The sequence below is a fragment of the Zymobacter palmae genome, assembly GCF_003610015.1.
In the GTDB taxonomy this organism is placed as follows: Bacteria; Pseudomonadota; Gammaproteobacteria; order Pseudomonadales; family Halomonadaceae; genus Zymobacter; species Zymobacter palmae.
Genome location: NZ_AP018933.1, coordinates 2,193,953 through 2,218,215, shown reverse-complemented (window position 1 = coordinate 2,218,215; position 24,263 = coordinate 2,193,953). Strand labels below are relative to the sequence as shown.

19 protein-coding genes are annotated in these 24,263 nt (G+C 58.3%); 9 read left to right on the top strand and 10 right to left on the bottom strand.

Annotated features, from left to right (window positions below; all coding sequences use genetic code 11):
* The first annotated feature begins 6 nt into the window (after positions 1–6).
* Together ZBT109_RS09880 and ZBT109_RS09875 are read left to right on the top strand one after the other, a co-directional pair.
* Positions 7–1,065 (top strand): 2,3-butanediol dehydrogenase, encoded by a 1,059-nt coding sequence (locus ZBT109_RS09880; protein ID WP_027704712.1) that lies wholly within the window; start codon positions 7–9, stop codon positions 1,063–1,065.
* Positions 1,066–1,439: 374 nt separating this feature from the next.
* Positions 1,440–2,495, top strand: a complete 1,056-nt coding sequence (locus tag ZBT109_RS09875; protein ID WP_027704711.1) for a 2,3-butanediol dehydrogenase — start codon at positions 1,440–1,442, stop codon at positions 2,493–2,495.
* Between the two features lie 114 nt (positions 2,496–2,609).
* Here ZBT109_RS09875 and cysC read toward each other — a convergent pair whose 3' ends face one another.
* From cysC to cysJ, 7 genes are all read right to left on the bottom strand, one after another.
* Positions 2,610–3,242, bottom strand: coding sequence for an adenylyl-sulfate kinase (cysC, locus tag ZBT109_RS09870; RefSeq protein WP_027704710.1), 633 nt, complete (start codon positions 3,240–3,242; stop codon positions 2,610–2,612).
* Positions 3,243–3,387: 145 nt separating this feature from the next.
* On the bottom strand, positions 3,388–4,824 hold the full coding sequence (gene cysN / locus ZBT109_RS09865) for a sulfate adenylyltransferase subunit CysN (protein WP_027704709.1): 1,437 nt from the start codon (positions 4,822–4,824) through the stop codon (positions 3,388–3,390).
* Positions 4,825–5,034: 210 nt separating this feature from the next.
* Positions 5,035–5,943 carry a sulfate adenylyltransferase subunit CysD gene (cysD, locus tag ZBT109_RS09860; protein WP_027704708.1) on the bottom strand — a complete coding sequence of 303 codons (909 nt, stop codon included), beginning with the start codon at positions 5,941–5,943 and terminating at the stop codon, positions 5,035–5,037.
* Positions 5,944–5,951: 8 nt separating this feature from the next.
* Positions 5,952–7,376 carry a siroheme synthase CysG gene (gene cysG, locus ZBT109_RS09855; RefSeq protein ID WP_027704707.1) on the bottom strand — a complete coding sequence of 475 codons (1,425 nt, stop codon included), beginning with the start codon at positions 7,374–7,376 and terminating at the stop codon, positions 5,952–5,954.
* 60 nt (positions 7,377–7,436) lie between these two features.
* Complete coding sequence (locus tag ZBT109_RS09850) at positions 7,437–8,192, bottom strand: phosphoadenylyl-sulfate reductase (protein ID WP_027704706.1); 756 nt, start codon at positions 8,190–8,192, stop codon at positions 7,437–7,439.
* A 113-nt stretch (positions 8,193–8,305) separates the two neighbouring features.
* The gene (cysI, locus tag ZBT109_RS09845; RefSeq protein WP_027704705.1) at positions 8,306–10,039 is read right to left on the bottom strand and encodes an assimilatory sulfite reductase (NADPH) hemoprotein subunit; all 1,734 of its coding nucleotides are present in this window, start codon (positions 10,037–10,039) and stop codon (positions 8,306–8,308) included.
* Complete coding sequence (gene cysJ / locus ZBT109_RS09840; protein ID WP_038277764.1) at positions 10,039–11,856, bottom strand: NADPH-dependent assimilatory sulfite reductase flavoprotein subunit; 1,818 nt, start codon at positions 11,854–11,856, stop codon at positions 10,039–10,041. The genes cysI and cysJ overlap by 1 nt, the downstream gene beginning before the upstream one ends.
* Positions 11,857–13,264: 1,408 nt before the next feature.
* Here cysJ and ZBT109_RS09835 point away from each other — a divergent pair.
* Positions 13,265–14,341: a TerC/Alx family metal homeostasis membrane protein gene (locus tag ZBT109_RS09835; RefSeq protein WP_232012838.1), complete on the top strand. Its 1,077-nt coding sequence runs from the start codon at positions 13,265–13,267 to the stop codon at positions 14,339–14,341.
* Positions 14,342–14,574: 233 nt separating this feature from the next.
* Here the strand turns inward: ZBT109_RS09835 and greB are convergent, their stop codons facing one another.
* Entirely contained in the window at positions 14,575–15,129 is a 555-nt protein-coding gene (gene greB, locus ZBT109_RS09830; protein ID WP_084261737.1) for a transcription elongation factor GreB, read from the bottom strand.
* 248 nt (positions 15,130–15,377) lie between these two features.
* Here greB and ZBT109_RS09825 point away from each other — a divergent pair, with 248 nt between their 5' ends.
* The 3 genes from ZBT109_RS09825 to ZBT109_RS09815 all read left to right on the top strand — a co-directional run bounded on the left by ZBT109_RS09825 (position 15,378) and on the right by ZBT109_RS09815 (position 17,467).
* Positions 15,378–16,034 (top strand): NUDIX domain-containing protein, encoded by a 657-nt coding sequence (locus tag ZBT109_RS09825; RefSeq protein WP_027704701.1) that lies wholly within the window; start codon positions 15,378–15,380, stop codon positions 16,032–16,034.
* Between the two features lies 1 nt (position 16,035).
* Positions 16,036–16,482, top strand: coding sequence for a DUF1249 domain-containing protein (locus ZBT109_RS09820; RefSeq protein WP_027704700.1), 447 nt, complete (start codon positions 16,036–16,038; stop codon positions 16,480–16,482).
* Between the two features lie 148 nt (positions 16,483–16,630).
* Positions 16,631–17,467: a metallophosphoesterase family protein gene (locus ZBT109_RS09815; protein WP_051523694.1), complete on the top strand. Its 837-nt coding sequence runs from the start codon at positions 16,631–16,633 to the stop codon at positions 17,465–17,467.
* 342 nt (positions 17,468–17,809) lie between these two features.
* On the opposite strand, the gene cmoB is transcribed toward ZBT109_RS09815, so the two are convergent.
* The gene (cmoB, locus tag ZBT109_RS09810; protein WP_027704699.1) at positions 17,810–18,817 is read right to left on the bottom strand and encodes a tRNA 5-methoxyuridine(34)/uridine 5-oxyacetic acid(34) synthase CmoB; all 1,008 of its coding nucleotides are present in this window, start codon (positions 18,815–18,817) and stop codon (positions 17,810–17,812) included.
* 2 nt (positions 18,818–18,819) lie between these two features.
* Positions 18,820–19,557 carry a carboxy-S-adenosyl-L-methionine synthase CmoA gene (cmoA, locus tag ZBT109_RS09805; RefSeq protein WP_084261735.1) on the bottom strand — a complete coding sequence of 246 codons (738 nt, stop codon included), beginning with the start codon at positions 19,555–19,557 and terminating at the stop codon, positions 18,820–18,822.
* Between the two features lie 249 nt (positions 19,558–19,806).
* On the opposite strand from cmoA, the gene pgi reads away from it, so the two are divergent.
* From pgi to parE, 3 genes are all read left to right on the top strand, one after another.
* On the top strand, positions 19,807–21,456 hold the full coding sequence (pgi, locus tag ZBT109_RS09800) for a glucose-6-phosphate isomerase (RefSeq protein ID WP_027704697.1): 1,650 nt from the start codon (positions 19,807–19,809) through the stop codon (positions 21,454–21,456).
* A 170-nt stretch (positions 21,457–21,626) separates the two neighbouring features.
* Positions 21,627–22,232, top strand: a complete 606-nt coding sequence (locus ZBT109_RS09795; RefSeq protein ID WP_027704696.1) for a YqiA/YcfP family alpha/beta fold hydrolase — start codon at positions 21,627–21,629, stop codon at positions 22,230–22,232.
* 124 nt (positions 22,233–22,356) lie between these two features.
* Positions 22,357–24,237: a DNA topoisomerase IV subunit B gene (gene parE, locus ZBT109_RS09790; RefSeq protein ID WP_027704695.1), complete on the top strand. Its 1,881-nt coding sequence runs from the start codon at positions 22,357–22,359 to the stop codon at positions 24,235–24,237.
* The last annotated feature ends 26 nt before the right edge of the window (positions 24,238–24,263 follow it).

The window sequence follows — 24,263 nt, the reverse complement described above, 5'->3', positions numbered from 1 at the left end:
GAAACCATGAAAGCACTCAGGTGGCATGCTCAAAAAGACATTCGTGTTGACGAAGTCGAAGAAGCAACAGCAAAACCGGGCTGTGTGAAACTGAAAGTTCACTGGTGTGGTATCTGCGGTACTGACCTTCACGAATACGAAGGTGGTCCTGTTTTCATCCCGACAGACAAGCCGCACCCGCTGACTGGCGAAACCGCGCCGGTAACGCTGGGTCACGAATTCGCAGGTGAAATCCTCGAAATCGGTGAAGGCGTAGAAGGCTGGAACGTCGGCGACCGCGTCGTTGTCGAACCGCTGATGTTCAACCCGAAATCTCGTGCTGGCCGCGTTGGCCTGTACAACCTGTGCGATGACATGGGTCTGTACGGTCTGTCAGGTATGGGCGGTGGCTTCTCCGAATACGCTTGCGTACCGGTCGACATGCTGCACCGCATGCCGGAAAACGTTTCCTACGAACAGGGCGCGCTGGTCGAGCCTGCTGCCGTAGCATTCCACGCTGTCCGTCGTAGCCGTTTCAAACCGGGCGACAACGTTGCTGTCTTCGGTGCAGGTCCGATTGGTCTGCTGACAATCGAATCTCTGAAAGCCGCTGGCGCCAACAAGATCTACGCGATCGAGCTGTCCGAAGAACGCTGTGCACGCGCTGAAAAACTGGGTGCTACCGTTCTGAACCCGGCCAAAGTCGACAACATCGTTGACCTGATCGTCGAAGAAACCGACGGCGGTGTCGACGTCGCCTTCGAAGTAACCGGTGTTGCTCCGGTTCTGCAGCAGGCTATCGACAGCACCAAAATGCACGGTGAAGCGATCGTCATCAGCGTATGGACTAAACCGGCTCCGATCCAGCCGAACGCTCTGCTGCTGAAAGAACGTAGCATGACTGGCGTGTTCGCTTACTGCAACGTCTTCCCGGCCGTTCTGAACCTGATGGCTCAGGGCTACTTCAAGGTCGATGACTTCGTTACCGATAAGGTTGCGCTGAACGACGTCGTAGAAAAAGGCTTCCACGCGCTGCTGAACGAGAAAGATCAGGTCAAAATCCTGGTTTCTGCTCACAACGCATAATGCGGTTAGGTGTTTTTCCGGAACACCTTCTGCCTTGTCCGTTGCTACGCCGCTCCTGTATAGGGGCGGCGTTTTCGTTTCTGATCGACATATAAGTGATGCACTGCTCAGAGCATCGCCAAGTCGCCGTTCTGTACTGCGGGACGGTCTATGCTTAGCGTATCCTTATCGGTAACTTGGGTCATATTAATACGCCGTTTTCAAGTTCCATGCAGTTAACACTTGGTCTGATATTCTTTTGGCTAGTGTGCGCATGTGTCCTATCGTCTCTTGGCGGCCTCCGTTATAAAAACACTCCCCAGTTATGTGTGATCTCATTTCTTTCACACATGCCGGTCTATGACGACCGTCATTCATTTAAGGGGATAACATTAATGAAAGCATTACGTTGGCATGCTCGCCGCGACCTCAGAATTGATGACATCGATAGCCGTGCGCCTGGCACAGGCGAGGTGCGCATCAATGTGGCGTGGTGTGGCATCTGTGGTACCGACCTGCATGAATACAATGCGGGCCCGGTTATCATTCCAACGGAAGCACCGCATCCGCTGACCGGTGAAACTGCGCCGGTCGTACTGGGCCATGAACTGTCCGGCACCATCGCTGAAGTGGGCGAAGGTGTCACGGAATGGAAGGTCGGCGATCGCGTAACGGTAGAGCCGCTGCTGTTCAACCCTGACTCTCCTTCCTCCCGTCAGGGCGACTATCACCTGTGCGAAGATGGTGGTTTGATTGGCATCTCCGGTATTGGCGGCGGTTTCGCTGAAGAGGTCACGCTGTCCGAAAAATTGCTGCACCGTTTGCCGGATGAAGTCTCGCTGGAGCAGGGCGCGTTAGTTGAGCCGGTCGCGGTTGCCGTTCATGCCGTGCGTAGTAGTGCGTTCAAACCGGGCGATCGCGTGGCGATCTTTGGGGCTGGTGCGATCGGTTTGATGCTGGTCGAGACCCTGAAAGCCGCGGGCGCTCAGGATATCTACGTCGTCCAGCGTTCTGAAGCACGCCGTCGCAAGGCGGAAGAAATGGGCGCGATCACGATCGACCCGTCTGCGGTTGATCCGGTCGAAAAACTGATTGAGCTGACCCGTGGCGGCGTAGACGTGGCCTTTGAGGTCACGGGTGCTAGCCGTATGTTGCAGGCTAGCCTGTCCTGCACGCGTAGCCACGGTCAGACCGTTGTGGTTAGCGTATGGGAAGAACCCGCTACCGTTCAGCCAAACGTGCTGCTGCTGAAAGAGCGTAACGTGATGGGTGTTTTCGCTTACCGCAATGTGTTCCCGACCGTTATCTCGCTGATGAAGCGCGGCTTCTTCAAAACGGAAGATTTCGTAACGGCCAGAATTCCGCTGGCGGATGCCATTGAAGAAGGGTTCGAGCGCCTTAACACGGATAAGACCCAGATCAAAGTACTGGTCTCTCCATCTCTTGCGTGATAGCGCTGTGATGACATGAGATGTCATCGACAATGAGAAACGCCCCAATGGCCTAATGGTTGTCGGGGCGTTTCTCATTCCTACGATGCGCTTTGCTATTCTGATGACCAGTTTTCAGGGAATCATGCGGCGCTGGCGCAGAGCGTAGAGCACCGCATCGACCAGCGTGGCAAGCGGCTGGCGACCGTCGAGGTGAAGCTCTGGCGCATCGGGGGCCTCGTATTCGGCATCAATGCCGGTGAAGTTGCGAATCTCTCCGGCACGCGCCTTGCGGTAGAGGCCTTTTGGGTCGCGGCGTTCGCATTCATCCAGCGGTGTATCGACGAAGATTTCCAGGAAGCGCCCTTGGGGAAGCTTGTCACGGGCCGCCTGACGTTCGGCGCGGTGTGGTGAAATAAAGGCGGCCAATACGACCAGCCCCGCATCGACCATGAGCGCGGCGACTTCGCTGACACGACGGATATTTTCTCGGCGATCATCAGCGGTAAAGCCGAGGTCGCTGCACAGGCCGTGGCGCGTGTTGTCGCCATCCAGCAGATAGGTGTTGATACGCTGCTGCTGAAGGGCCTGTTCTACGGCACCTGCTAGGGTGGATTTCCCCGAACCGGATAGCCCGGTGAACCACAGCACGGCCCCTTGGTGGCCCTGACGCAGCTCGCGGCTTTCGCGCGTGACGGCGTGCTGGTGCCAAACAATGTCGGGGGCGTGTTCGCTAAGGTTGGCCTTGTCCTGCCGTGACTCGGGCATGAGGACGTTTCTCCTGACGTACGGTGCGCGGCCTTGGCCTGCACGGTGGGTACGTTGGGTGCGTTGGCACGGCAGGCATGCGGCCGTGCGGGCACCTACCAGTCACTGGCACACGCCGAAGGGCGGTGGGTGTGCCAGCGTTTCGTTATTTTCCTTCGTTAAGCAGGTCGCGCACATTCCAGTGTGGGAAGTGGCGGCGAACAAGCGCATTGAGCTCCAGCTCGAAGGCACTGTACTGGGACGGTGTTCCCTGAGAGGCATCCGTCAGCGTGTCGTGCACCATCGCAGCCCCTACCGTAACGTTGCTGATACGGTCGATCAGAATCGCCCCCCCCGTCACGCTATTGGTTGTGTACGGGTCGATCAGCAGCGGCTTGTCGAAGGCCAAGCGCACGCGCCCAATGCCGTTAAGCGGCAAAGCATCGGCATCCACCTGGGCAAGGGTGTTGATCTCGACCTGATAGTCGATGCCGGTCACCTGCGCCTGGCAGCTTTCACCGGCCACTTTGAGCAGGTAGCGCTTGCCAATTTCGAGTGGCGCTTCAGTCATCCAGACGACGTCGACGCTGGCCCCTGAAGCGGCTTTGAGCGTGTCATCAGCGGCCACAATCAGGTCTCCACGGCTGATGTCTAGCTCGTCCTTCAGGGTCACGGTGACGGCCTGACCGACCTGTGCTTCGTTCAGGTCTCCGTCGAAGGTCACGATGCGGTCGATATGCGAGGTGCGGCCGGACGGCAGCGCCTTGATGGCTTGCCCGGCGGTCAACGTACCGCCCGCTACGGTGCCGGCATAGCCGCGAAAGTCGAGGTCGGGACGGTTGACGTACTGCACCGGGAATCGCAGTGGCATGTCGATGGCCGCCGGCGTGACCTGAATCGTTTCCAACAGTTCCAGCAGCGAGGGGCCGGTATACCAGGGTGTGTCGCCGGTGCGCTCGACAATGTTGTCGCCGGTCAGGGCTGACAACGGAACGAAGCGAATATCCAGCTTGCCCGGCAGCTGTTCGGCCAGATCAAGGTAGTCGGACCGGATTTTTTCAAAGACGTCCTGATCGTTGTCGACCAGATCCATCTTGTTGACGGCAACTACCAGATGGCGAATACCCAGCAGCGAAACGATGAAACTGTGGCGGCGCGTTTGGTCGAGTACCCCTTTGCGCGCATCGATCAGTACGACGGCCAGTTCGCAGGTGGAGGCACCGGTTGCCATGTTGCGCGTGTACTGCTCGTGTCCGGGCGTATCGGCGATGATGAACTTGCGTTTCTGGGTCGAAAAATAGCGGTAGGCCACGTCAATGGTGATGCCTTGCTCACGTTCCGCCTGAAGACCGGCTACCAATAGTGCCAGATCAAGATTTTCGCCCTGCGTACCGTGGCGCTTGCTGGTCTGGTGCAGGCTCGACAGCTGATCTTCGTAGATCTGACGTGTGTCGTGTAGCAGACGGCCGATCAATGTGCTCTTGCCATCGTCGACGCTACCGCAGGTTAAAAAGCGCAGCATGCCTTTGTTGCTTTGCGCTTTCAGATAGGCTTCGACGCCGCCGTATTCGGCGATCTCGCGCACAATAGCGCTGTTATCCATGCTGCTGTCGGTGTGGGCATCCTGTGCCGCCGTATGTTGAGTCATCAATCCTCTCCTGCGCGTTCCCGCCGAGCGATGGCCGGAACGGCCTGTCCTGTAAGAGTAACCGTGCGCTGCTGCAGTGCCACTGCCGCAGATGATGATGGGCCATAAAAATGGCCTGCAAGGTGCCAGCGCGTGCGGCCAGTGCCGCGGGCTATCGAGTGGTGATCAGAAGTAGCCTTGGCGTTTTTTCAGCTCCATTGATCCCACCTGATCACGGTCGATCAGGCGCCCCTGACGTTCGCTGGTTGTTGCCACTAGCATCTCTTCGATGATCTCGGGCAGCGTGGTGGCCTCGGATTCGATGGCCCCCGTCAGCGGCCAGCAGCCCAGCGTACGGAAGCGCACCATTTTCTCTTCAATCTTTTCGCCCGGCTGCTGAGGGAAGCGCTCATCGTCGACCATCATCAGCATGCCGTCGCGTTCCACAACCGGGCGCTTGGCCGCTAGGTAGAGCGGCACAATGTCGATGTTCTCCAGCAGGATATATTGCCAGATGTCCAGTTCCGTCCAGTTGGACAGCGGGAACACGCGGATGCTTTCCCCTTTGTTGATGCGGGCATTGTAGTTGTGCCACAGCTCGGGGCGCTGGTTCTTAGGGTCCCAGCGGTGGAAGCGGTCGCGGAACGAATAGACGCGTTCCTTGGCGCGTGAACCTTCCTCATCACGGCGTGCGCCACCGAAGGCGGCATCGAAACCGTATTTGTCGAGGGCCTGTTTCAGCCCTTCGGTCTTCATAATGTCCGTATGACGAGCGCTGCCGTGATCGAAAGGATTGATGCCCATCGCCACGCCCTCGGGATTCTTGTGTACCAGCAGGTCAAAGCCATAGGCGTTGGCCGTGCGGTCTCGGAACTCGTACATTTCGCGGAACTTCCAGCCGGTATCGACATGAAGTAGCGGGAAGGGCAGTCGGCCCGGGTAGAAGGCTTTGCGTGCCAGATGCAGCATCACCGATGAGTCCTTGCCGATCGAATACAGCATGACCGGGTTATCAAATTCGGCAGCGACTTCGCGGATGATGTGGATGCTTTCGGCTTCGAGCTGTTGCAGATGAGTCAATCGGTTTGTCGTCATGATGATCCTCACGCAAGGTTGACCAGAGGAACGTTCTGGAGGTCGAGTCGGTAGGGCGTTCTGAACCACGCCAGTTCATCGTGAAGCGTCACGACTTCGCCGATCACCAGCAGGGCGGGGCGTTCGGCTTCGGCAGCAAGCGCTGCCAGTTGATCGAGGCGGCCAAGCCGCACTTTCTGGTCGGCACGGGTCGCATTGCTGATGACGGCCACGGGCGTGCTGGCATGGCGGCCGTGGCGGATCAGCTGTGCCGAGATTTCAGCCGCTTTGACCGTGCCCATGTAGATCGCCAGCGTCTGGTGGTGGCGCGCAAGGTCCTGCCAGTCAGGTGCATCAGTACTGTCGCAGCGATGACCGGTCATAAACATCACGTTTTGAGCATGTTCGCGATGTGTCAGCGGGATGCCCGCATAGGTCGTAGCGGCTGAGGCTGCAGTGATGCCAGGTACCACCTGATAGGGAATGCCCGCGGCGCGGATGGCCTGCATCTCTTCACCACCACGGCCGAAAATTAGCGGGTCGCCACCTTTTAGGCGTACCACACGCTGCCCTTTGCGGGCTAAGCGGACGATCAGCTGGTTGATCTCATCCTGTGGCATGCTGTGGCAACCGGCTCGCTTGCCGGTGCAGATGCGCTGAGCATCGCGGCGTACCAGTTCCAGCACGTCAGCGCTGACCAATTGATCGAACAGCACCACGTCGGCCTGCTGAAGTTCTTGGAGCCCACGCAATGTCAGAAGACCGGCATCGCCGGGCCCGGCACCGACCAGAATAACTTCACCCTGCGGGGCTTCTACGGCGGCGGGGCTGGACAGAGCGTGCTCAAGCAGGCTTTCGGCATGTGCTTCTTCGCCCTGTGCTACGGCAGAGGCAAAGTCACCCTTGAAGGCTTTTTCCCAGAAACGGCGGCGGTCACTTATGCGACTGAAGCGCTGTTTGACGCGGTCGCGCCAGCGGCTGGCAATTTCCGCCATTGGGCCGAGGTGCATTGGCAGCAGCGATTCCAGACGTTCCCGTAGCGTACGCAGCAGCACGGGGGCCTTGCCTGCCGACGAAATGGCGATAGTGATGGGATCGCGGTCGATGATGGCCGGTACGATGAAACTGCAGTGCTGCGGTGCGTCAACGACATTGACCAAACGGTGGCGCGCGTCGGCGGCCTCCTTGACGGTCTGGTTGAGCGCATGGTCGTTAGTGGCGGCAATCACGAGGAACACGTCATCGATCAGCTCGGGAGAGAAATCGTGTGCGATCCAACGCAGCTCGCTGTGCGTTACGTGCGCCTGCATCTCATCGCTGAGTGTATGCGCAACGACCAGAATGTCGGCCTTGGCCTTGAGCAACAGCGTGACCTTGCGTGCGGCGACATCGCCACCGCCCACGATCAGCACGGGGCGTCCGTCAAGGTCAGCAAAAAGAGGGAAATGCGCCATGTGCTGTCTTTCCTGATGACGTGGCCCGCTGGCAGTGGGCCGAAAGAATGAAATCCGGGACTAGCGGCTGCCGTCGTCTTCGTGCAGACCGCATTCGCGCTTAAGGCCAAAGAAGCGAGTCTGCTCCTCGCTCATGCCGGGTTCCCATTTCTGGGTGGTATGTGTGTCGCCTACGGAGAAATAGCCTTCTTCCCTCAGCGGGTGATAGGGCAGATTGAAGGCTTCCAGATAGTAGTGCACGTCTTTGTTGGTCCAGTCGATGATGGGCAGCACCTTGAAGACGCCACGCTGGATCGACAGGATCGGAAGTTGGGCACGGCTGCTGGACTGGTCATGGCGCAGCCCGGCAAACCATGTACTGGCATTGAGTTCATCAAGCGCGCGGTTCAGCGGCTCGACTTTGTTGAGGTGGTTGTAGCGTTCAATTCCTTCGACACCGCCTTCCCACAGCTTTCCGTAGCGCGCCTCCTGCCAAGCGGCGGATAGCGTTGCACGGTACACCTTGAGGTTGAGGTGAAGGCGCTCGGTCAGCTGGTCAATGAAACGGTAGGTTTCAGGGAACAGATAGCCTGTATCCGTCAGGATGACGGGCGCATCAGGGCGTTGCTGAGTAACCAGATGCAGCATCACCGCTGACTGGATGCCGAAGCTTGAGGTCAGCACCTGCGTCTCGGGAAGGTGTTCGAGTGCCCATGCGACACGGCCCTTGGCATCAAGCGTCGCCAGATGGCGGTTGGCATCGGCCAGCGCTTGGGCCTGTGCCTCGCGTGGCTCAGTGCTCAGCGCGGCAAGATCAGAAGAAGTGAATGTTGTCATAAGGTCTCCTGCGCGATCATTACGGGCATCGACGATAAGGGTGAATACCATCCGATGGACGGCCTCGAACATTGGTGGAGGAGCCGCCAGCGCTGGCGACTCCTCGGTGGCCATTAGCCGTTGCTGACGTTCTCATCTGCATGGAAATCGATGGCAGCATCCTGTACCGGTACGACAATGCCCGCGCGGACGACGAAATCGCCGAAGCCTTCTCTAGGCTGACGCTCGGTGGCCCAGCGTCCGATCAGCGAGTCCAGTTCAGCCAAAATTTCCGGCGTCTGGACGTTCTCGCGGTAGAGGCGAGGGATGCGGTTGCCGACACGGTTACCACCGATATGCAGGTTGTAGCGCCCTGGGGCCTTGCCGACCAGTCCGACCTCGGCCAGCACGGCACGGCCGCAGTTGTTAGGGCATCCAGTGATGCGCGTGACAATGTACTCGTCACTGACGCCGTGTTTCGCCATCAGTGCATCCACATCATCAATGAATTGTGGTAGGTAGCGCTCGGCTTCGGCCATGGCCAGTGGGCAGGTTGGAAACGAGACGCAGGACATAGCGTTGAGGCGCAGCGGTGTCACATCGCGCATCAGGCCGTAGTCGCGTGCGATACGCTCGATCGTTGCTTTTTCTTCTTCCGGCACGCCTGCCACGATCAGGTTTTGGTTCGCCGTCAGACGGAAGTCGCCTTTGTGCACCTTGGCGATTTCGGCCACGCCCGTTTTGATCGGTAGCCCTGGGTGGTCGATTAGGCGTCCGCTTTCGATGAACAGCGTCAGGTGCCACTTATCGTCGATGCCCTTGACCCACCCGAAGCGATCGCCGCGTTCGGTGAATGTATATGGGCGGATTGGCTCGAAAGTGATGCCCGCACGGCGCTCCACTTCGGCGCGGAAGCGGTCAACGCCCACACGATTGAGGGTGTACTTGCTGCGTGCCTGGCGGCGATTGGTGCGGTCACCCCAGTCGCGCTGTGTGGTCACGACGGCCTCGGCCACTTTGATCGCATGCTCGGCAGGCAGGTAACCCACTTCGAGTGCCAAGCTCGGGAACGTGGACGTGTCGCCGTGGGTATAGGCCAGACCGCCTCCCAGCAGCAGGTTGAAGCCTACCAGATGCCCATTTTCGGCGATCGCGACGAAGTTCATGTCGTTGGCGTGCAGGTCGACATCGTTGAGCGGAGGAATGGCCACGGTCGTCTTGAACTTGCGCGGCAGATAGGTCGGGCCGAGGATTGGTTCTTCGTCGGTCGTCGCGACTTTTTCCTTATCGAGCCAGATTTCGGCATAGGCGCGGGTCTTCGGCAGCAGGTGCTCGGAGATGCGTGCCGCCAATGCATAGGCTTCGGCGTGCAGTTCGGACTCAATCGGGTTTGACGTGCACATCACGTTGCGGTTGACGTCGTTCGCGGTAGCAATTGAATCCAGTCCCATCTCGTGCAGCATCTGGTGAACCGACTTCAGATCACCTTTCAGGATGCCGTGAAACTGGAACGTTTGACGGTTGGTTAGGCGAATGCTGCCGTACAGCGTTTTGGCGCTGGCGTATTCGTCAATCTTCAGCCAATGCTGTGGCGAGATGATTCCCCCCGGCAAACGGCAGCGGATCATCATGGCGTGACGTGGTTCGAGCTTCTCTTCTTCGCGCTCGCGGCGAATATCACGGTCATCCTGCTGATACATGCCGTGAAAGCGGATCAGCATGAAGTTGTCGCCGCGGAAACCGCCGGTCAGGCCGTCTTTGAGATCGTCGGCAATAGTGCCACGCAGGAAGTTGCTTTCCCGTTTCATCCGTTCGGCATCGGACAGCGGTGCATCGACGATCAGCGGACCTTCGTAACGTTTGCTCATCAGTAGACGTCTCTCTGGTAGCGGCGCTCGGAGCGAAGCGTCGTCAGGTAATCGTCGGCGTCCTCGGCTGAGAGGCCGCCATGCTGTTGGATGATGCCAAGCAGCGCGCTATCCACATCGCGGGCCATCCGCGAAGCATCGCCACAGACATACAGGTGGGCGCCATCCTGCAGCCACTGCCAGACATCGGCTCCCTGTTCGCGCAGTTTGTCCTGCACATAGACCTTCTGGGCTTGATCGCGCGACCAGGCCAGGTCAATGCGGTTGAGCACGCCATCCTTGACGTATTGCTGCCATTCCACCTGATACAGGAAGTCTTCCAGAAAATGCGGGTTGCCGAAGAACAGCCAGTTGGGTCCGCTGGCGTTGTCTGTGGCACGCTGCTGGATGAAGGCACGGAACGGTGCGACGCCAGTGCCCGGACCGATCATGATGACCGGTGTAGTGGGGTCTTCCGGCAGGCGGAAATTATCATTGTGTTCGATGAATACGCGTACCTTGTCGTCTTCCGTCAAGCGGCTGAGATAGCCGGAAGCACCACCACGGCGTTCGTGGTCGTCGATGACATAGCGGACAACCCCGACCGTGATATGGACTTCATCGTCGGTTTCGGCCTGAGAGGATGAGATGGAGTACAGGCGTGGTGCCAGCGGTCGCAGCCAGCTGACCAGCGTTGCCGCGTCGATGGGGTGAGACAGCGGATGTTGGCGGAGCATGTCGATAGGAGATGTCGAGTCGGCATACGCCTGCAGCGCCGGACGGCCTTCGCGTACCCGTGCCGCCAGTTCATCATCGCCGGCAACGCTGGCATATCGCTCAATCAGGCGCGTGCTATTGACGGTCAGTTCGAACTGGCGCAGCAGCGCTTCACGCAGCGACAGAGTCTGGTCCTGAACGCTGACCGGTTCTTCACCGGAGAGCGCTGTGACGGACAGCCATTCATCGACCAACGCAGGATCGTTTTCGTACCACACGCCGAGCGCATCGCCGGGGGTGTAGGTCAGGCCCGAGCCGCTCAAGTCAATTTCAATATGGCGGACATCGCGGTCGGAGCTGCGCCCTGTAATTTTTTGGTTGACCAGAATAGAGGCTTCGAACGGCGTGTCGCGGTGCCAAGCAGAGGCGGCAAGCGGCGTCACTGACGATGCCGACGTGGTTACCGATGCAGTGCTTGCGCTGTTGCTCGCGACGTGCTGCTTGAGTATGTCCAGTACCTGCCCACGCCATTCACGAGCGATGTCATCGTAGTCCACGTCGGCATCTACGCGCGGCAGCAGGCGAGAAGCGCCGAGCGCTTCAAGTCGCTGATCGATGTCCTTGCCTGCCTGACAGAAGTGCGTGTAGGTGCTGTCGCCCAGCCCCAGCACTGCAAAATGCAGCTGATTGAGAGAGGGGGCTTTCTTAGAGGCGAGGAACTTAAAGAAGGCAAAGGCTTCTTCCGGCGGTTCGCCTTCACCCTGTGTCGATGTAACGACGATGACATACTGCTCGTTTGCCAGTGCCTTGGGTTTGTACTCGCTGACGGGGGTATGCGTCACCGTCAGGCCGGCACTGCTGAGTTCGTCGTGCAGCTGCTGCGCAACATGGCGCGCATTACCGGTCTGAGACGCTGACAGCAGGGTGATCGTGACGGGGGCAGCGGCGGCCGGCACCGCGCTGGCGGGTTCGCCTTGGCTCTGGGTCGATAGCGGCGTCTGGCCAGACTGACTGACCCCCCACAGATATCCCGAGAGCCAAGCCTTCGACTGATCGTTCAGACCGTCGATGATGTCATGCAGCGCCTTGAGCTGCTGTTCGTTCAGAGGTGAAATTGGCATCAATATGCACCCTTCATGAGTGGCGACGGCGCAGGCATAGTGCGGTGCGACAGGAAATTGAAGTGACTTTTCTGCAGTGTGATAACAGTGTCAGTAAATTGCCTATGCGCCGTCAAAGAATGATTGCTTATATGGATAGTTACAATCATTGGACATGTATAGATCGTCCGAGCATATGCTCCTTACGCCCAGCACCATCAATAAGAAGTAACGGTACGATACGCCTGAGCAAAAACAATGGGAAGTGCAGGATATCACACGAGGTAACTGCCGCTATGGCGCGGTTGGTAGCCGTTCTCCTACCTGTGCTAATGGACATAGTGATAAGGGTTATGCCCTTCGCAGAGCGCCACGGCTCGCTGATAGATGCATTGTCTTATTGTTATGAGTACGGCTGTTTATTTGTAGTAGGAAGATATTGTGATGATCGGGTTATTCATACTGATACATACATTTTATATATGCCTGCGCGAAGTTATTTAGTTGTTATAAGTTGGGGCGAATAATTTTTTATATGTAGGTGGCTTACGCAGTGCTCTATAAAGCCTGCTGTGTCGATGGGGTCATCACAGTACTGACATGGGAAAGGGAAACGCTGAAGGGGGACGCCTGCGGTGCCGCTTCTCGCGCGGGGAGGCTTGGCGACATCAACCACTGTGGCCTGAATTACCATCAGTATTGCGTCACACAGCGCCGGTTGTAAGTGTTCTGAAGGTGGGGCTTTCTATAGCGGTATCGTCATGAAATAGTGGGTAGGAAAATCCGAGGATCGCTATAAATACCTACTTTCTTGGAGGGTAATTATCGTGACGGTACGTTGAAAAGGAGGCCTAATTATAAGGCAGCGAAGATAGGCGCTTTGACGTATCTAATCATCCGCCTTGCCAGCAATGCAATGTGACCGTTGAGGCTACGGTGTTGCGCCGTATTGGCCGATGAATCTGCTTGAAGTGGTGCCAAGGTGGCGGCGTGGGCGCAGTGGTATGGACGATGTTTTACCCTGTGTGATTAGACCGTTACGCTTGTAGTGCCCCCATATCGTGGCAGGGCCCTAGTGTGCAATGGCATGATAATGTTGCGTGCCATGATGAGATTGGACTCGGGCGTGCAGGTATAGGCACGATGCAGCACGAGCGAGGCCTGGGGGCGCTATTGGCACCACTACAGGGGGTCACCAAGGTTGAAAGGGGCGTTTGGTGGGAAGCCCGGGGTCTTGGGCTTGATCATGTGCTTGGGCGGAGTGATAGACAAGACCGTCAGATGTGCCCGGTGATATGTTGTGCACTTGGTGGCAAGGGGCGTGACTCTGCGCCAGATCCGTTAAGTTTGATTTACAGCACGTTGCCTGCACATTGGGGTCTTATTAGGCTCGCATGGCCTATCCGCTCTATGGGCAGGGGAGTGCACTATGCTGGTAGGACACAGCGATGAACGCTGTGTCGCCAACGATAATGATATGACCGCTAAGCAGGAGAGTCTTACTGTGGAAAATACGCTTCAGGTGCCCGGCTGGGTCTGGGGTGTCACGTTATTGGTGACGCTGGGCCTGTTTATCTTTGATTTCGTGGCGCACGTGCGTAAACCTCACGCCCCCACCTTGAAGGAATCTGCCGTTTGGTCGGCCTTCTTCATCGCGTTGGCCATTCTGTTCGGGATTGGGCTGACGTGGCTGACCGGGCCGACGCACGGCGGTGAGTTCTTCGCTGGGTTTGTGACCGAGAAGAGCCTGTCCGTCGACAACCTGTTCGTCTTCGCCCTCATCATGGCCAAGTTCTCGATTCCTCCACGCTTCCAGCAGAAGGCGCTGCTGATCGGGGTCGGAATGGCATTGGTGATGCGTGGCGGTCTGATTGCCTTGGGTGCGGCAGCGCTTGAACGCTACAGCTGGCTGTTCTATCTGTTTGGGCTGTTCCTGCTCTATAGCGCCGTCAAACTGATTATCGAGCACTTCGCACATAACGATGACAGCGAAGAGATGCCGAAGATCCTCGTATGGTTGCAGCGTTGGCTACCGATCAGTGACAAAGTCGACAGTCCGCATCTGTTGGAGCATCAGACCGATGCGCAAGGGCGTCGGCGCTGGGTCGCTACCCCAATTATGGCGGTGGTGATCGCGCTGGGTATCACCGATCTGCTGTTTGCTTTCGACTCCATACCGGCGATCTATGGCCTGACGTCGTCGGCCTATATCGTGTTCACTGCTAACGCGTTTGCTTTGCTGGGGCTGATTCAGCTGTACTTCCTGCTGCACGGCCTGATGTCGAAGCTGACCTATCTGGGCGTAGGGCTGTCATGCCTGCTGGCCTTCATCGGCGTCAAACTGGTACTGCATGCTTTGCACCAGAACACACTGCCGTTCATCAACGACGGTCAGCCGCTGCATGGTGTACCCGATATCGGTACCGGCCTATCACTGTCGATCATCGGTGTGATTCTGGGACTCACCGTGATGGCTAGCCTGATCAAGGGGCGCCAGCAAGCGTAACGCCCTCGCGTTTGGGCCGTAGGCCTCAGCGTATGCTGTGCCAGCAGCACAAGCCATTACGCAAACGTCAAAAAGGCCGGTGCTTTGCATCGGCCTTTCTGTATCCTCATCCCTAAGGCACTACGGTGAGCGATAAGGAGGCCTGTTCAGGAAACGGTGTCATCCCGTTGTGAGGGGCAGTGTCAGCGCAGACTTTCGATGGGCAGGTGGGCCATTGTCGGCTCTTGCTTCGATCAGGCCGTTCCTTCCGGTGTGGCGTACCGGATATCCGTGATCAGCCACGTTCGAGGGCCTTCTGGGGTCTGCACATTCACCTCGTCATCCAGTGTTTTACCGAGCAGTGCGCGCGACAGAGGCGCGTCAATGCTGATCCAGTGCCGCTTGTTATCCGTCTCATCTGGCCCCACTATACGGATATTCAGTTCCTCTCCTGCATCGCTGTCGAGGTCTTCGAGTGTTACCCATGCACTGAAGAAGACGCGGTCACGCTGGGCGGGTAGCCGGTCGACCACCTTCAGTGCATCAAGGCGCTTGCCTAGGTAACGAATGCGGCTCAGCGTGCGATTCAGCTCTCGTTTGTTATAGGTGTAATCCGCATTTTCGCTGCGGTCGCCCTGTGCGGCGGCTTCGGCCACTTTCTGTGATATCAGCGGGCGGCGCTCGTAGCGCAGGTGCTCATAGAGCGAGTGCATGCGTTGAAAGCCTTCCGGCGTGATCAGATCCGTCTTGTGCTCTTGGCGAGGGTCCTTGGCGGGATCGCGCCAGCGGGTCATATTGCGGCCTTTCATGGTGAGCTTCCTTGTCTGTCTCCGTCTGTTTCGGGCATGTCCCTGTTCCGGAGCTTGTCAAAATAGCAAAAGACGATCGGTGCAAGAAAGCATCGGCGTGCACGCAAGGGGCATTGAATTCATCGACGGTCGCGGGCATGTTATGCCTTCGTTATTGGGCCCGCGTTCGCCGCCTGTCGTAGAAGGGCACCGTCTTTTGCCCACGTTATTGGATAAGGCTCAATGAAGAGCCTGTAGGGAGAAGCTTCATGAGTACGGAATCCTCATCGGACGCACGTCTTGATGTGACCTACGGCGTCGATGACTATCAGGATCAAGGTGGAGAAACGCTCTATAAAGGCTTCTTCACCTTCGAGCGGCGTCACTACCGCTATCGTCGCTTCGACGGCGGCTGGAGCGATACCGTTGACCGCGAAGTTCATGTTCGCCCCGATGCCGTAGGCGTGCTGCTGTATGACCCTAAGCGCGATGTTGTGGTGTTAGTCGAACAGATTCGTGCCGGGATCGTGGCGCGGCTTGCACACGGTCAGAGCGCCCACTCGCCGTGGCTGCTAGAACCGGTAGCCGGGCTTATCGACCGTGATGAAACGCCGGAAGAAGTAGCGCGCCGCGAAGCAGAAGAAGAAGCCAACTGCAAGGTCACCGAGCTGATCCCACTGTACCGCTACTACACCAGCCCTGGGGCATCCTGCGAGCAGTTCTACCTGTTCTGTGCGCTGGTCGACAGCGCGCCGTTGGGCGGCATCCATGGGCTGGAAGAAGAGAACGAAGATATCCGTGTCCGCACCTTCTCTTTCACTGACATCAGCGAGATGATGAAGAACGGCCGGATTGACAATGCCATGGCCTTGATCAGCTTGCAGTGGTTGGCCGCCGAGCGGTCGAGTCTGCGAGCCAGGAGTTGATATGACACGACGCGCCTACACCACCGATCTTCGCAGCCTACAGAAGGAATGCGCGAGCAATTTCTTCCGGCTGGAGCGTCTGTTGGGCGATCATGAGGCGGGCGATGAGCGGGTGATCGCCCTCGCCGACGAATATCGTCACTTCGGGCTGCTTCATGTGGAGGTGCTCGAACGCGCGCCCTATACCACCATGCTGCGCATCACGCAGCGTGGTGTGCTTGATCATTTGATGGAAGTGCCGTGTATGCGCGTGCACATGTACCACGATGTCAGTCTTGCCGAAGTGACGGATTTTCAGCGTCAGCGCCATTTCCAAGGGCGTTACCGCTATCCCAACCCCTATATGCATCAGCCTGACGAAAAGTTGCAGCTCAACCGATTCCTTGGGGAGTGGCTGACGCATGCGCTTGAGCACGGCATGGTGGTGGAAGCGCCATCGCTAGGATAGGATGAGCCCTTTATCGCTAACTGCCCGTTAAGCCACTTCTTTTTGAGTGAAGCATCAGGCGGCATGCCATCGCGGCATGCGGTCACGCTACGGCTGTTGTCTTTGTGTACGCAGCGGTAGCATCAGAAACACCTTCAGGAGGGTATTTATGCGCATAGTGCAGCTGTCCGACATACATCTGCTGGCAGATACAGAAGGTCAGGTAAGAGGTCATTATCCGGACTGGCACGCACAGGTCGTACTGGGCAAGGTGCCCGAGTATGCCCCTGACCATATCGTGGTCGTGGGCGATATCAGCGACGATGGTTCCGAAGCGTCATACGAACGCGCAAAACGGTACCTCAATGGGTGTGGCGTGCCTTGGAGCTGGCTGCCCGGCAACCACGATGCCGAACCGCCCATGTCGACGTTTGCGCCGATGGCGGCGGCCGTTGATCTGGGGCCGGTCGAACTGCTGCAGCTGGATAGCCATATCAATGATGAAGGGCATGAAGAAGGTCATCTGGGCGAAGATCAGCTGCAGTGGCTCGACGAGCGTCTGCGCGTTACGACGCGCCCAGTGATCGTAGCACTGCATCATCCGCCGTTGCTGCTGCCGTCGCGCTGGATGAACGATATCGCGCTGGAAGATCGCGATTCGCTGTGGGAAATCCTCGACGATTACCCGCATGTGCGCGGCGTGCTGGCCGGCCATATCCACTATCCGCTGGATGAAGAGCGCGATGGCGTGCGCGTACTGACCGCGCCAGCCGTTATCGACCAGTTCACGCCGGGAAGCGATGTTTTTGAGGTGGATGAACAGGCGTTGCCGGGGTTCCGCATCATTGACGTCAGCGATGCCACCGGTGAAATCGAACATACGGAAGTGGTGCGCGTCAGCATCCCTGACCGTGACAGCGGTGATGCATCAGCAGCAGTGGCATCAAGCGAAAATGAACAAGAGGATGCGGCTCACGCCATCGCCGAGGGCGATGCGCAGGCATGATCTGACGATGATGCCTTGTCTCCACGGCCTGCGTGAGAACGTGTACACCGGGTGATGAGGACAGAAGGCAAGCGGGGCGTATCGAGCGGCCTGTCGAATCGAACTGTACCGTGCGCATTGCGCAGCGAGTCAGTCGGTTCGGCAGGCCGTCTGCGTTATGGTCACCGCGCTGCTGGCGGTCATGCCCATTAGCTTTGCCCCAGCTGTTGAACGGCGTTTATGGGCAGCGCGGCAGGGGGTTACTGTGCTATTGTGCCAGCGACAAGCCACCGCATGGGGCGCATATGTCGCACCCCTTGGGGATACACACGCTACCCTCAGCGTTCTAATGTAGGCGCCAGATCAACGAGCAGGTCGTTGGGCAACGATGACGGCACGGCGGGGGGCGGGATAGCCTTCCACCGTCAGGCTGGCATCGTCGGGATCGAGGAAATCGTTGAGCGACTGGAACGTCATCCAGTCAGTGCGACGCTGCTCTTCCGATGTGGTCAGTGCTTCGTCGACGACGCGCGCATTTTCGAAACCACAGCGGGACAGCCAGTGGCACAGTGCCTGTGTCGACGGCAAAAAGTAGACGTTAGGCATCTGCGCGTAGCGTTCGCCGGGCATTAGCACAGTATGTTCATCGCCTTCCACGACCAGGGTTTCCAGCACCAGTTCGCCGCCCGGGCGCAGTGCAGCGAGCAGCTGCATCAGATGGCCCAACGGGTCACGGCGGTGGTAGAACACCCCCATCGAAAAGACGGTGTCGAACCAGCTCAGCTGTTCAGGCACGTCTTCAATACCGACGGGCAGTAGGTGAACGCGATTGCCCTGCGGGTGGTCGCCGATGAAATGGCGCACGGCTTGAAACTGGTAGAAGAAACGTGGCGAAGGGTCGATAACCAGTACGAACGAGGCACCTTCTCCTGCCATGCGCCAGCCGTGATAGCCGTTGCCACCGCCCACGTCGAGCACTCGACGTCCGGCTAGCGGGCTGATGTGCGGTTGGACACGCTGCCATTTAAGATCCGAGCGCCACTCGGTGTCGATGTCCGTGCCGCACAGTGAATACGGCCCTTTGCGCCACGGCATCAGCGAGCGCAGCAAACTGTGTGCTCGCGCCTGATCGCCGGGTGGCAGTTCAGCCTCGACGGTGACTGCATCGCGGTCGAGGGCGACCGTGCGCGAGGCGGGAATGGGCGGCAGCTTGGCGACCGCGCTTTCCCAGCCGGGCAGGTCACCGTGGCGCTTGCGATCGAGTCCATCGGCCAGCTGCTGGGGCAGGCGCGCCAGCCAGTCTACGAGGCCATGCTCGACGAAGGCGTTATAGAGCGCCTGATGGGAGAGGGGTAAGATGGTGTGGGGCATGCTTATTCCTTGAACGCGATCAGCGAAGCGAAATTCAGGTACTGGAACCAGGTGAAGTGGCGAACAAAGCCTGCTTCTGCCAGGCGAGCATGGTGGGCTGACAGTGTGTCCGTCCGCATGACGTCTTCTAGCGCCGTTCGTTTTTGACTGATTTCGAGATCGGAATAGCCATTGGCACGTTTGAAGTCATGGTGAAGGGCATACAGGATGCGTTCCGCCTCAGGATCATCACAGGTGATCTTCTCGGAAAGAATCAGTATTCCCCCCGGCTTAAGGGCGTGATGCAGTCGCGATATCACGAGCAGTCGCTGCTCTGGCGGCAAAAACTGCAGCGTGAAGTTGATGATGATCATGTCCGACGGCTTCAGTTCAAGCGTGCAGATATCGCCCTCGATCAACCGTATGCGTTCGAAGGCCTCGACCGGCAGATGAGTTTCGAGATGCTGCCGGGCTTGAGCGATCATGGCCGGCGATAGATCGACGGCGGTGATGTCCGGTACGCGACCTTCGAGTTGCTGGCACAGCGCCAGCGTTGCTGCACCGTGGGAGCAGCCCAGATCGTAGACATGAGCCTGCTCGGGCAGATAGCGGCGTGCCATCACGCCCACCATGGCGGTGATCTGACCGTAGCCGGGTACCGACCGGCTGATCATGTCAGGAAAACAGGCCGCGACCTTTTCGTCGAACGAAAAGCGCGCGATAGCGTCCTGGGGTGTGGCAAAAAGCGAGTCGTGGGGCATGTCTTTATCCATCGACATAGGACGTCGCGACGCAGTACGCCAGCAATGGCGTCCGCCTGAAGTCAGGCAGTCCGACGACCTCTGGAACATGGGAACAGGGCAATTGCCGTGGGGTGCCACGGGGGTTGCCGGGTCGTGCTCCTTGGAGCATGGCTGTGCATTCTACCCTGCAGGACAGCGCGGGGACACAGACAGCCGGAGTCCTTTCCGGTAGCGATATATCAATTCTGGTTCTTGGAGAGTCAATTTATGTCGATCACCCAAACATCCGCATGGCAAGCGCTCAAAGACCACGCAGAGCACGGTATGCGCGATGTGCACATCAAATCCCTGTTTGCTGAAGGTGCACGTTTCAACGATTTCTCCCGTGAAGGCGCAGGCCTGCTGCTGGATTTCTCCAAGCAGCGCGTGAGCAAGGAAACCGTCGAACTGCTGCTGGCGCTGGCGCGTGAAGCCGGTGTTGAACAGGCTATCGCTCAGCTGATGCGCGGTGATCGCATCAACACCACCGAAGACCGCTCGGCGCTGCATACCGCACTGCGTCTGCCGGCCGATGACGAACTGCAGGTTGGCGACCAGAACGTCGTGGCTGACGTTCACGCTGCTCTGGCGGACATGGAGCGACTGGTCAAGTCACTGCACAACGGTGAATGGAAAGGCGTGACCGGCAAGCAGATCACTGACGTGGTCAACTTGGGCGTCGGCGGTTCCGACCTCGGTCCGTTGATGGTGTCTACTGCGCTGGAAGGTTTTGAACCGGCTGGCGTCAAACACATCAACATCCACTTTGCGTCTACCATCGACGGTACTCAGCTGGCCGATATTCTGCCGACGCTGAACCCGGAAACGACGCTGTTCGTCTACTCCTCTAAATCTTTCGGCACCATCGACACCAAAGCCAACGCCGATACCGCACTGGTATGGCTGGGCGAAGGCACAGGCAAAACCGAAAAAGAAATCAAGGCTCAGCACTTCATTGGTGTGTCTACTCAGACAGCCAAAATGGATGAATGGGGCTTTGCTCCGGCTCACCAGCTCAAGTTCTGGGATTGGGTCGGCGGTCGCTACTCCCTGTGGAGCGCCATCGGTTTCGCCATCGCGCTGAAGATCGGCATGGACAACTTCCGTCGTCTGCTGTCTGGTGCGCATGCGATGGACGAGCACTTCCGCCATACACCGCTCGAAAACAACCTGCCGGTGCTGTTCGGTCTGCTGGGCATTTGGAACACTGACTTCCTCGATATCCGCTCTCTGGCCGTACTGCCGTACGATGGCCGTCTGCGCTATCTGCCGGGCTACTTCCAGCAGCTCGAAATGGAATCCAACGGTAAATCCGTTACTAACGACGGCAAGATCGTTGACTACTCTACTTGCCCGGTACTGTGGGGTGAAGTGGGCCCGAACGGCCAGCACGCGTTCTACCAGCTGCTGCACCAAGGCACGCAGTCGGTCGCCTGTGACTTCATCGCGCCGATCAATCGCTACGATGAAATCGAAGACGAAGGCCTGCGCGAAAGCTTCAAGACTCAGCACCGTCTGGCGCTGGCCAACTGCTTTGCACAGTCCCGCGTACTGATGCTGGGTAACGACGCGATCCGCGACCAGGGCGAAACGCCGTACTACAAACGCTATGCCGGTAACCAGCCGTCCAGCACCATTCTGGTCGATCGCATCGCACCGGAAACGCTGGGTGCATTGATTGCCCTGTACGAACACAAGGTTTTCGTTCAAGGCATCATCTGGAACATCAACTCCTTCGACCAGTGGGGCGTTGAGCTCGGCAAGAAAATTGCGCTTGAAGCTGACGGCATTCTGGCCAGCGGCAAAGGCGTCGACTCTCTGGACGATTCCAGCAATCACCTCATCCAGAAAGTACTGGCCGGTCAGACAGCTCGCTGATCTTGCCACGCCACATGCTCGGTTAGGTACACTGTATACATATACATGTTGTGCTGCGTAGGGTATGATAACTGCCATTATTGGCGGTGACTCCAGGCGCACTTCCTTAGCGGGGAGTGCGCCTGTGTTGTGACGGCAACGTCCACCATGCATCATGAGCGAGAAGCACTATGTCCGTTAAAAGCGTGCTGTTTCTGCACGGCTTCAACAGCCATCCCCGTACCTTCAAAGCGCTCGTGACCCAGGAAGCCTGTCGTGAACTGGCTCATCCTCCCGAATTCTCTGCGCCTGTGCTGTCCAGTTCGCCTATGCAGGCACTGGCACAGGCCGAAGCCGCGCTGCGCGCGCTGACACCTCCCTCGTTGGTGATCGGTAGCTCTTTAGGCGGTTTTCTTGCACTCTGCCTAGCAGAACGGCATCCTCTGTCAGCCATTGTCCTTTTAAATCCGGCACTTGACCCGCTTCGCTTCGTGCAGTCGCAAATGGGCGAGCGCTTCGACAACCCGGTCACCGGCGAGCAGATTGAGATCACTCCGGCCATGCAGCAAGAGCTACACGCGCTGTCACTGAAGCCTCCGCGGCACCCTGAGCGCATCATGGCGCTGCTGGGCGGACGCGATGAGGTCATTGATCATCGGCACACGCGTCAGTGGTTGGCGAACTGCACCCTGATAGATTGTCCTGACGACGATCACACGTTGCTCTCCTATCCTGAATACGTAGCCCGCGTGCTGGCGTACAGTGGATTGAACGTGGCATCTGCCGCTGCGGCGTGAACCCTTGCGCGTCCTGCGTGTCAGCCAGAGTGGCGTTATGGCTTTTCTGCGTCCCGATTTCTGTCGATGTTCGCCATTGCGGACATCTTGTATTTTTCGAATCAGCTGTGAATCCACCTGACCCATGAGCCAATACAGTGCCAGTTCCATCGAGGTGCTTTCAGGTCTAGAGCCGGTGCGCAAGCGCCCGGGCATGTACACCGACACCTCGCGCCCCAACCATCTCGTTCAGGAAGTCGTCGATAACAGCGTGGATGAAGCGCTGGCGGGCTATGCCCATGACATTACCGTGCGTCTGCTGCCGGATGGCGCTATCGAGGTCACCGATGACGGTCGCGGTATGCCGACCGACATTCACCCCGAGCACGGCGTCAGCGGCATTGAGCTGATCCTGACCCGCTTGCATGCGGGGGGCAAGTTCTCCAACGACAACTACCGCTTCTCTGGTGGTTTGCACGGCGTTGGGGTCTCGGTCGTCAACGCGCTGTCCGAACGGCTTGAGGTCGAAGTGTGTCGCGGCGGCAAGCGCTTTGCTATCGCCTTTGCTAAGGGCGAGTGCATCGAGCCGCTGCGCGAGATCGGCACCTGTCCGAAGAAGCGTACCGGTACCGTGGTGCGTTTCTGGCCTGAAGCCTCTTATTTCGATTCACCCAAGGTTTCCGTTTCCCGTCTGCGTCACCTACTGCGCGCCAAGGCTGTGCTGTGTCCGGGGCTGAAGGTCACGTTGGAGGATGCCAGTGGTGCCACGGATGTCTGGCAGTTTGCCGATGGCCTGAAGGACTATATGGCACAGGCACTGGACGGCTACGAGCTACTGCCGCCCACGCCGTTTATGGGGCATACCGAAGACGACGAGCACCACGTTGACTGGGCCGTGCAGTGGCTGCCGGAAGGCGGTGAGGCGCTTCAGGAGTCCTACGTCAACCTCATCCCTACCCCGCAGGGGGGAACGCATGTCAATGGTCTGCGCAGCGGACTGCTGGATGCGCTGAAGGAGTTTTGTGAATACCGCAGCCTGCTGCCCAAGGGCATCAAGCTGACCGGTGACGATCTGTGGGAGCGGGTCGCGTTCGTGCTGTCGGTTAAGATGAACGACCCGCAGTTCGCAGGGCAGACCAAGGAACGCCTGTCGTCACGGGGCGTTGCCAATGCGGTGTCTACGGGCGTAAAGGATGCCTTTTCGCTGTGGCTGAACACGCATACTGCTGAAGCCGAGGCGCTTGCCGAGCTAGTGATCAGCGCGGCGCAGAAACGTCTGCGGGCATCGAAGAAAGTCGCGCGCAAGAAGGTGACTCAGGGGCCTGCGCTGCCCGGCAAGCTGGCCGACTGTTCCAGTCAAGACCCTGCTCAGTGCGAGCTGTTCTTGGTAGAAGGGGATTCCGCGGGCGGCAGTGCCAAGCAGGCTCGTTCGCGTGAAACTCAGGCGATTCTGCCACTGCGCGGCAAGATCCTAAACACGTGGGAAGTCGATTCTCAGGACGTGCTGGCTTCGCAGGAAATTCACGACATCGCCGTAGCGCTGGGGCTTGATCCTGGCAGCGATGACCTGACGCGCCTGCGCTATCACCGCGTTTGCATTCTGGCCGATGCCGACTCGGACGGCCTGCATATTGCCACGTTGCTCTGTGCGCTGTTCGTGCGCCACTTCCCGGCGCTGGTTCGCAGGGGGCATGTGCATGTGGCTATGCCGCCCCTCTACCGCATCGATTTGGGTAAAGAAGTGCACTATGCCCTTGATGAAAGCGAGCGTGATGTCATTCTCAAGAAACTGGCGCGTCGCAAGGGAACGCCTAACGTTCAGCGCTTTAAAGGGCTGGGTGAGATGAACCCGTTGCAGTTGCGTGAAACCACCATGGCTGCGGATACGCGACGTCTGGTACAGCTGACGCTGGAGGCCCCTTCCGAAACGATGGGGCTGATGGATAGGTTGCTGGCGAAGAAGCGGGCCAGCGATCGCCGTCACTGGCTGGAAGAGAACGGCAACATGGCGGATATCGAGGTATAAGCCCAGGCCTTGATGGCTTCATTACG

Coding starts and splice junctions, on each gene's coding strand:
- ZBT109_RS09820 (WP_027704700.1), top strand. CDS start 16,036: ATGACACGACGCGCCTACACCACCGATCTTCGCAGCCTACAGAAGGAA.
- ZBT109_RS09795 (WP_027704696.1), top strand. CDS start 21,627: ATGTCCGTTAAAAGCGTGCTGTTTCTGCACGGCTTCAACAGCCATCCC.
- ZBT109_RS09835 (WP_232012838.1), top strand. CDS start 13,265: ATGCTGGTAGGACACAGCGATGAACGCTGTGTCGCCAACGATAATGAT.
- cysJ (WP_038277764.1), bottom strand. CDS start 11,856: ATGCCAATTTCACCTCTGAACGAACAGCAGCTCAAGGCGCTGCATGAC.
- parE (WP_027704695.1), top strand. CDS start 22,357: ATGAGCCAATACAGTGCCAGTTCCATCGAGGTGCTTTCAGGTCTAGAG.
- ZBT109_RS09850 (WP_027704706.1), bottom strand. CDS start 8,192: ATGACAACATTCACTTCTTCTGATCTTGCCGCGCTGAGCACTGAGCCA.
- cysI (WP_027704705.1), bottom strand. CDS start 10,039: ATGAGCAAACGTTACGAAGGTCCGCTGATCGTCGATGCACCGCTGTCC.
- ZBT109_RS09880 (WP_027704712.1), top strand. CDS start 7: ATGAAAGCACTCAGGTGGCATGCTCAAAAAGACATTCGTGTTGACGAA.
- cysD (WP_027704708.1), bottom strand. CDS start 5,943: ATGACGACAAACCGATTGACTCATCTGCAACAGCTCGAAGCCGAAAGC.
- cmoA (WP_084261735.1), bottom strand. CDS start 19,557: ATGCCCCACGACTCGCTTTTTGCCACACCCCAGGACGCTATCGCGCGC.
- cysC (WP_027704710.1), bottom strand. CDS start 3,242: ATGCCCGAGTCACGGCAGGACAAGGCCAACCTTAGCGAACACGCCCCC.
- cysN (WP_027704709.1), bottom strand. CDS start 4,824: ATGGATAACAGCGCTATTGTGCGCGAGATCGCCGAATACGGCGGCGTC.
- cysG (WP_027704707.1), bottom strand. CDS start 7,376: ATGGCGCATTTCCCTCTTTTTGCTGACCTTGACGGACGCCCCGTGCTG.
- ZBT109_RS09875 (WP_027704711.1), top strand. CDS start 1,440: ATGAAAGCATTACGTTGGCATGCTCGCCGCGACCTCAGAATTGATGAC.
- ZBT109_RS09825 (WP_027704701.1), top strand. CDS start 15,378: ATGAGTACGGAATCCTCATCGGACGCACGTCTTGATGTGACCTACGGC.
- pgi (WP_027704697.1), top strand. CDS start 19,807: ATGTCGATCACCCAAACATCCGCATGGCAAGCGCTCAAAGACCACGCA.
- greB (WP_084261737.1), bottom strand. CDS start 15,129: ATGAAAGGCCGCAATATGACCCGCTGGCGCGATCCCGCCAAGGACCCT.
- ZBT109_RS09815 (WP_051523694.1), top strand. CDS start 16,631: ATGCGCATAGTGCAGCTGTCCGACATACATCTGCTGGCAGATACAGAA.
- cmoB (WP_027704699.1), bottom strand. CDS start 18,817: ATGCCCCACACCATCTTACCCCTCTCCCATCAGGCGCTCTATAACGCC.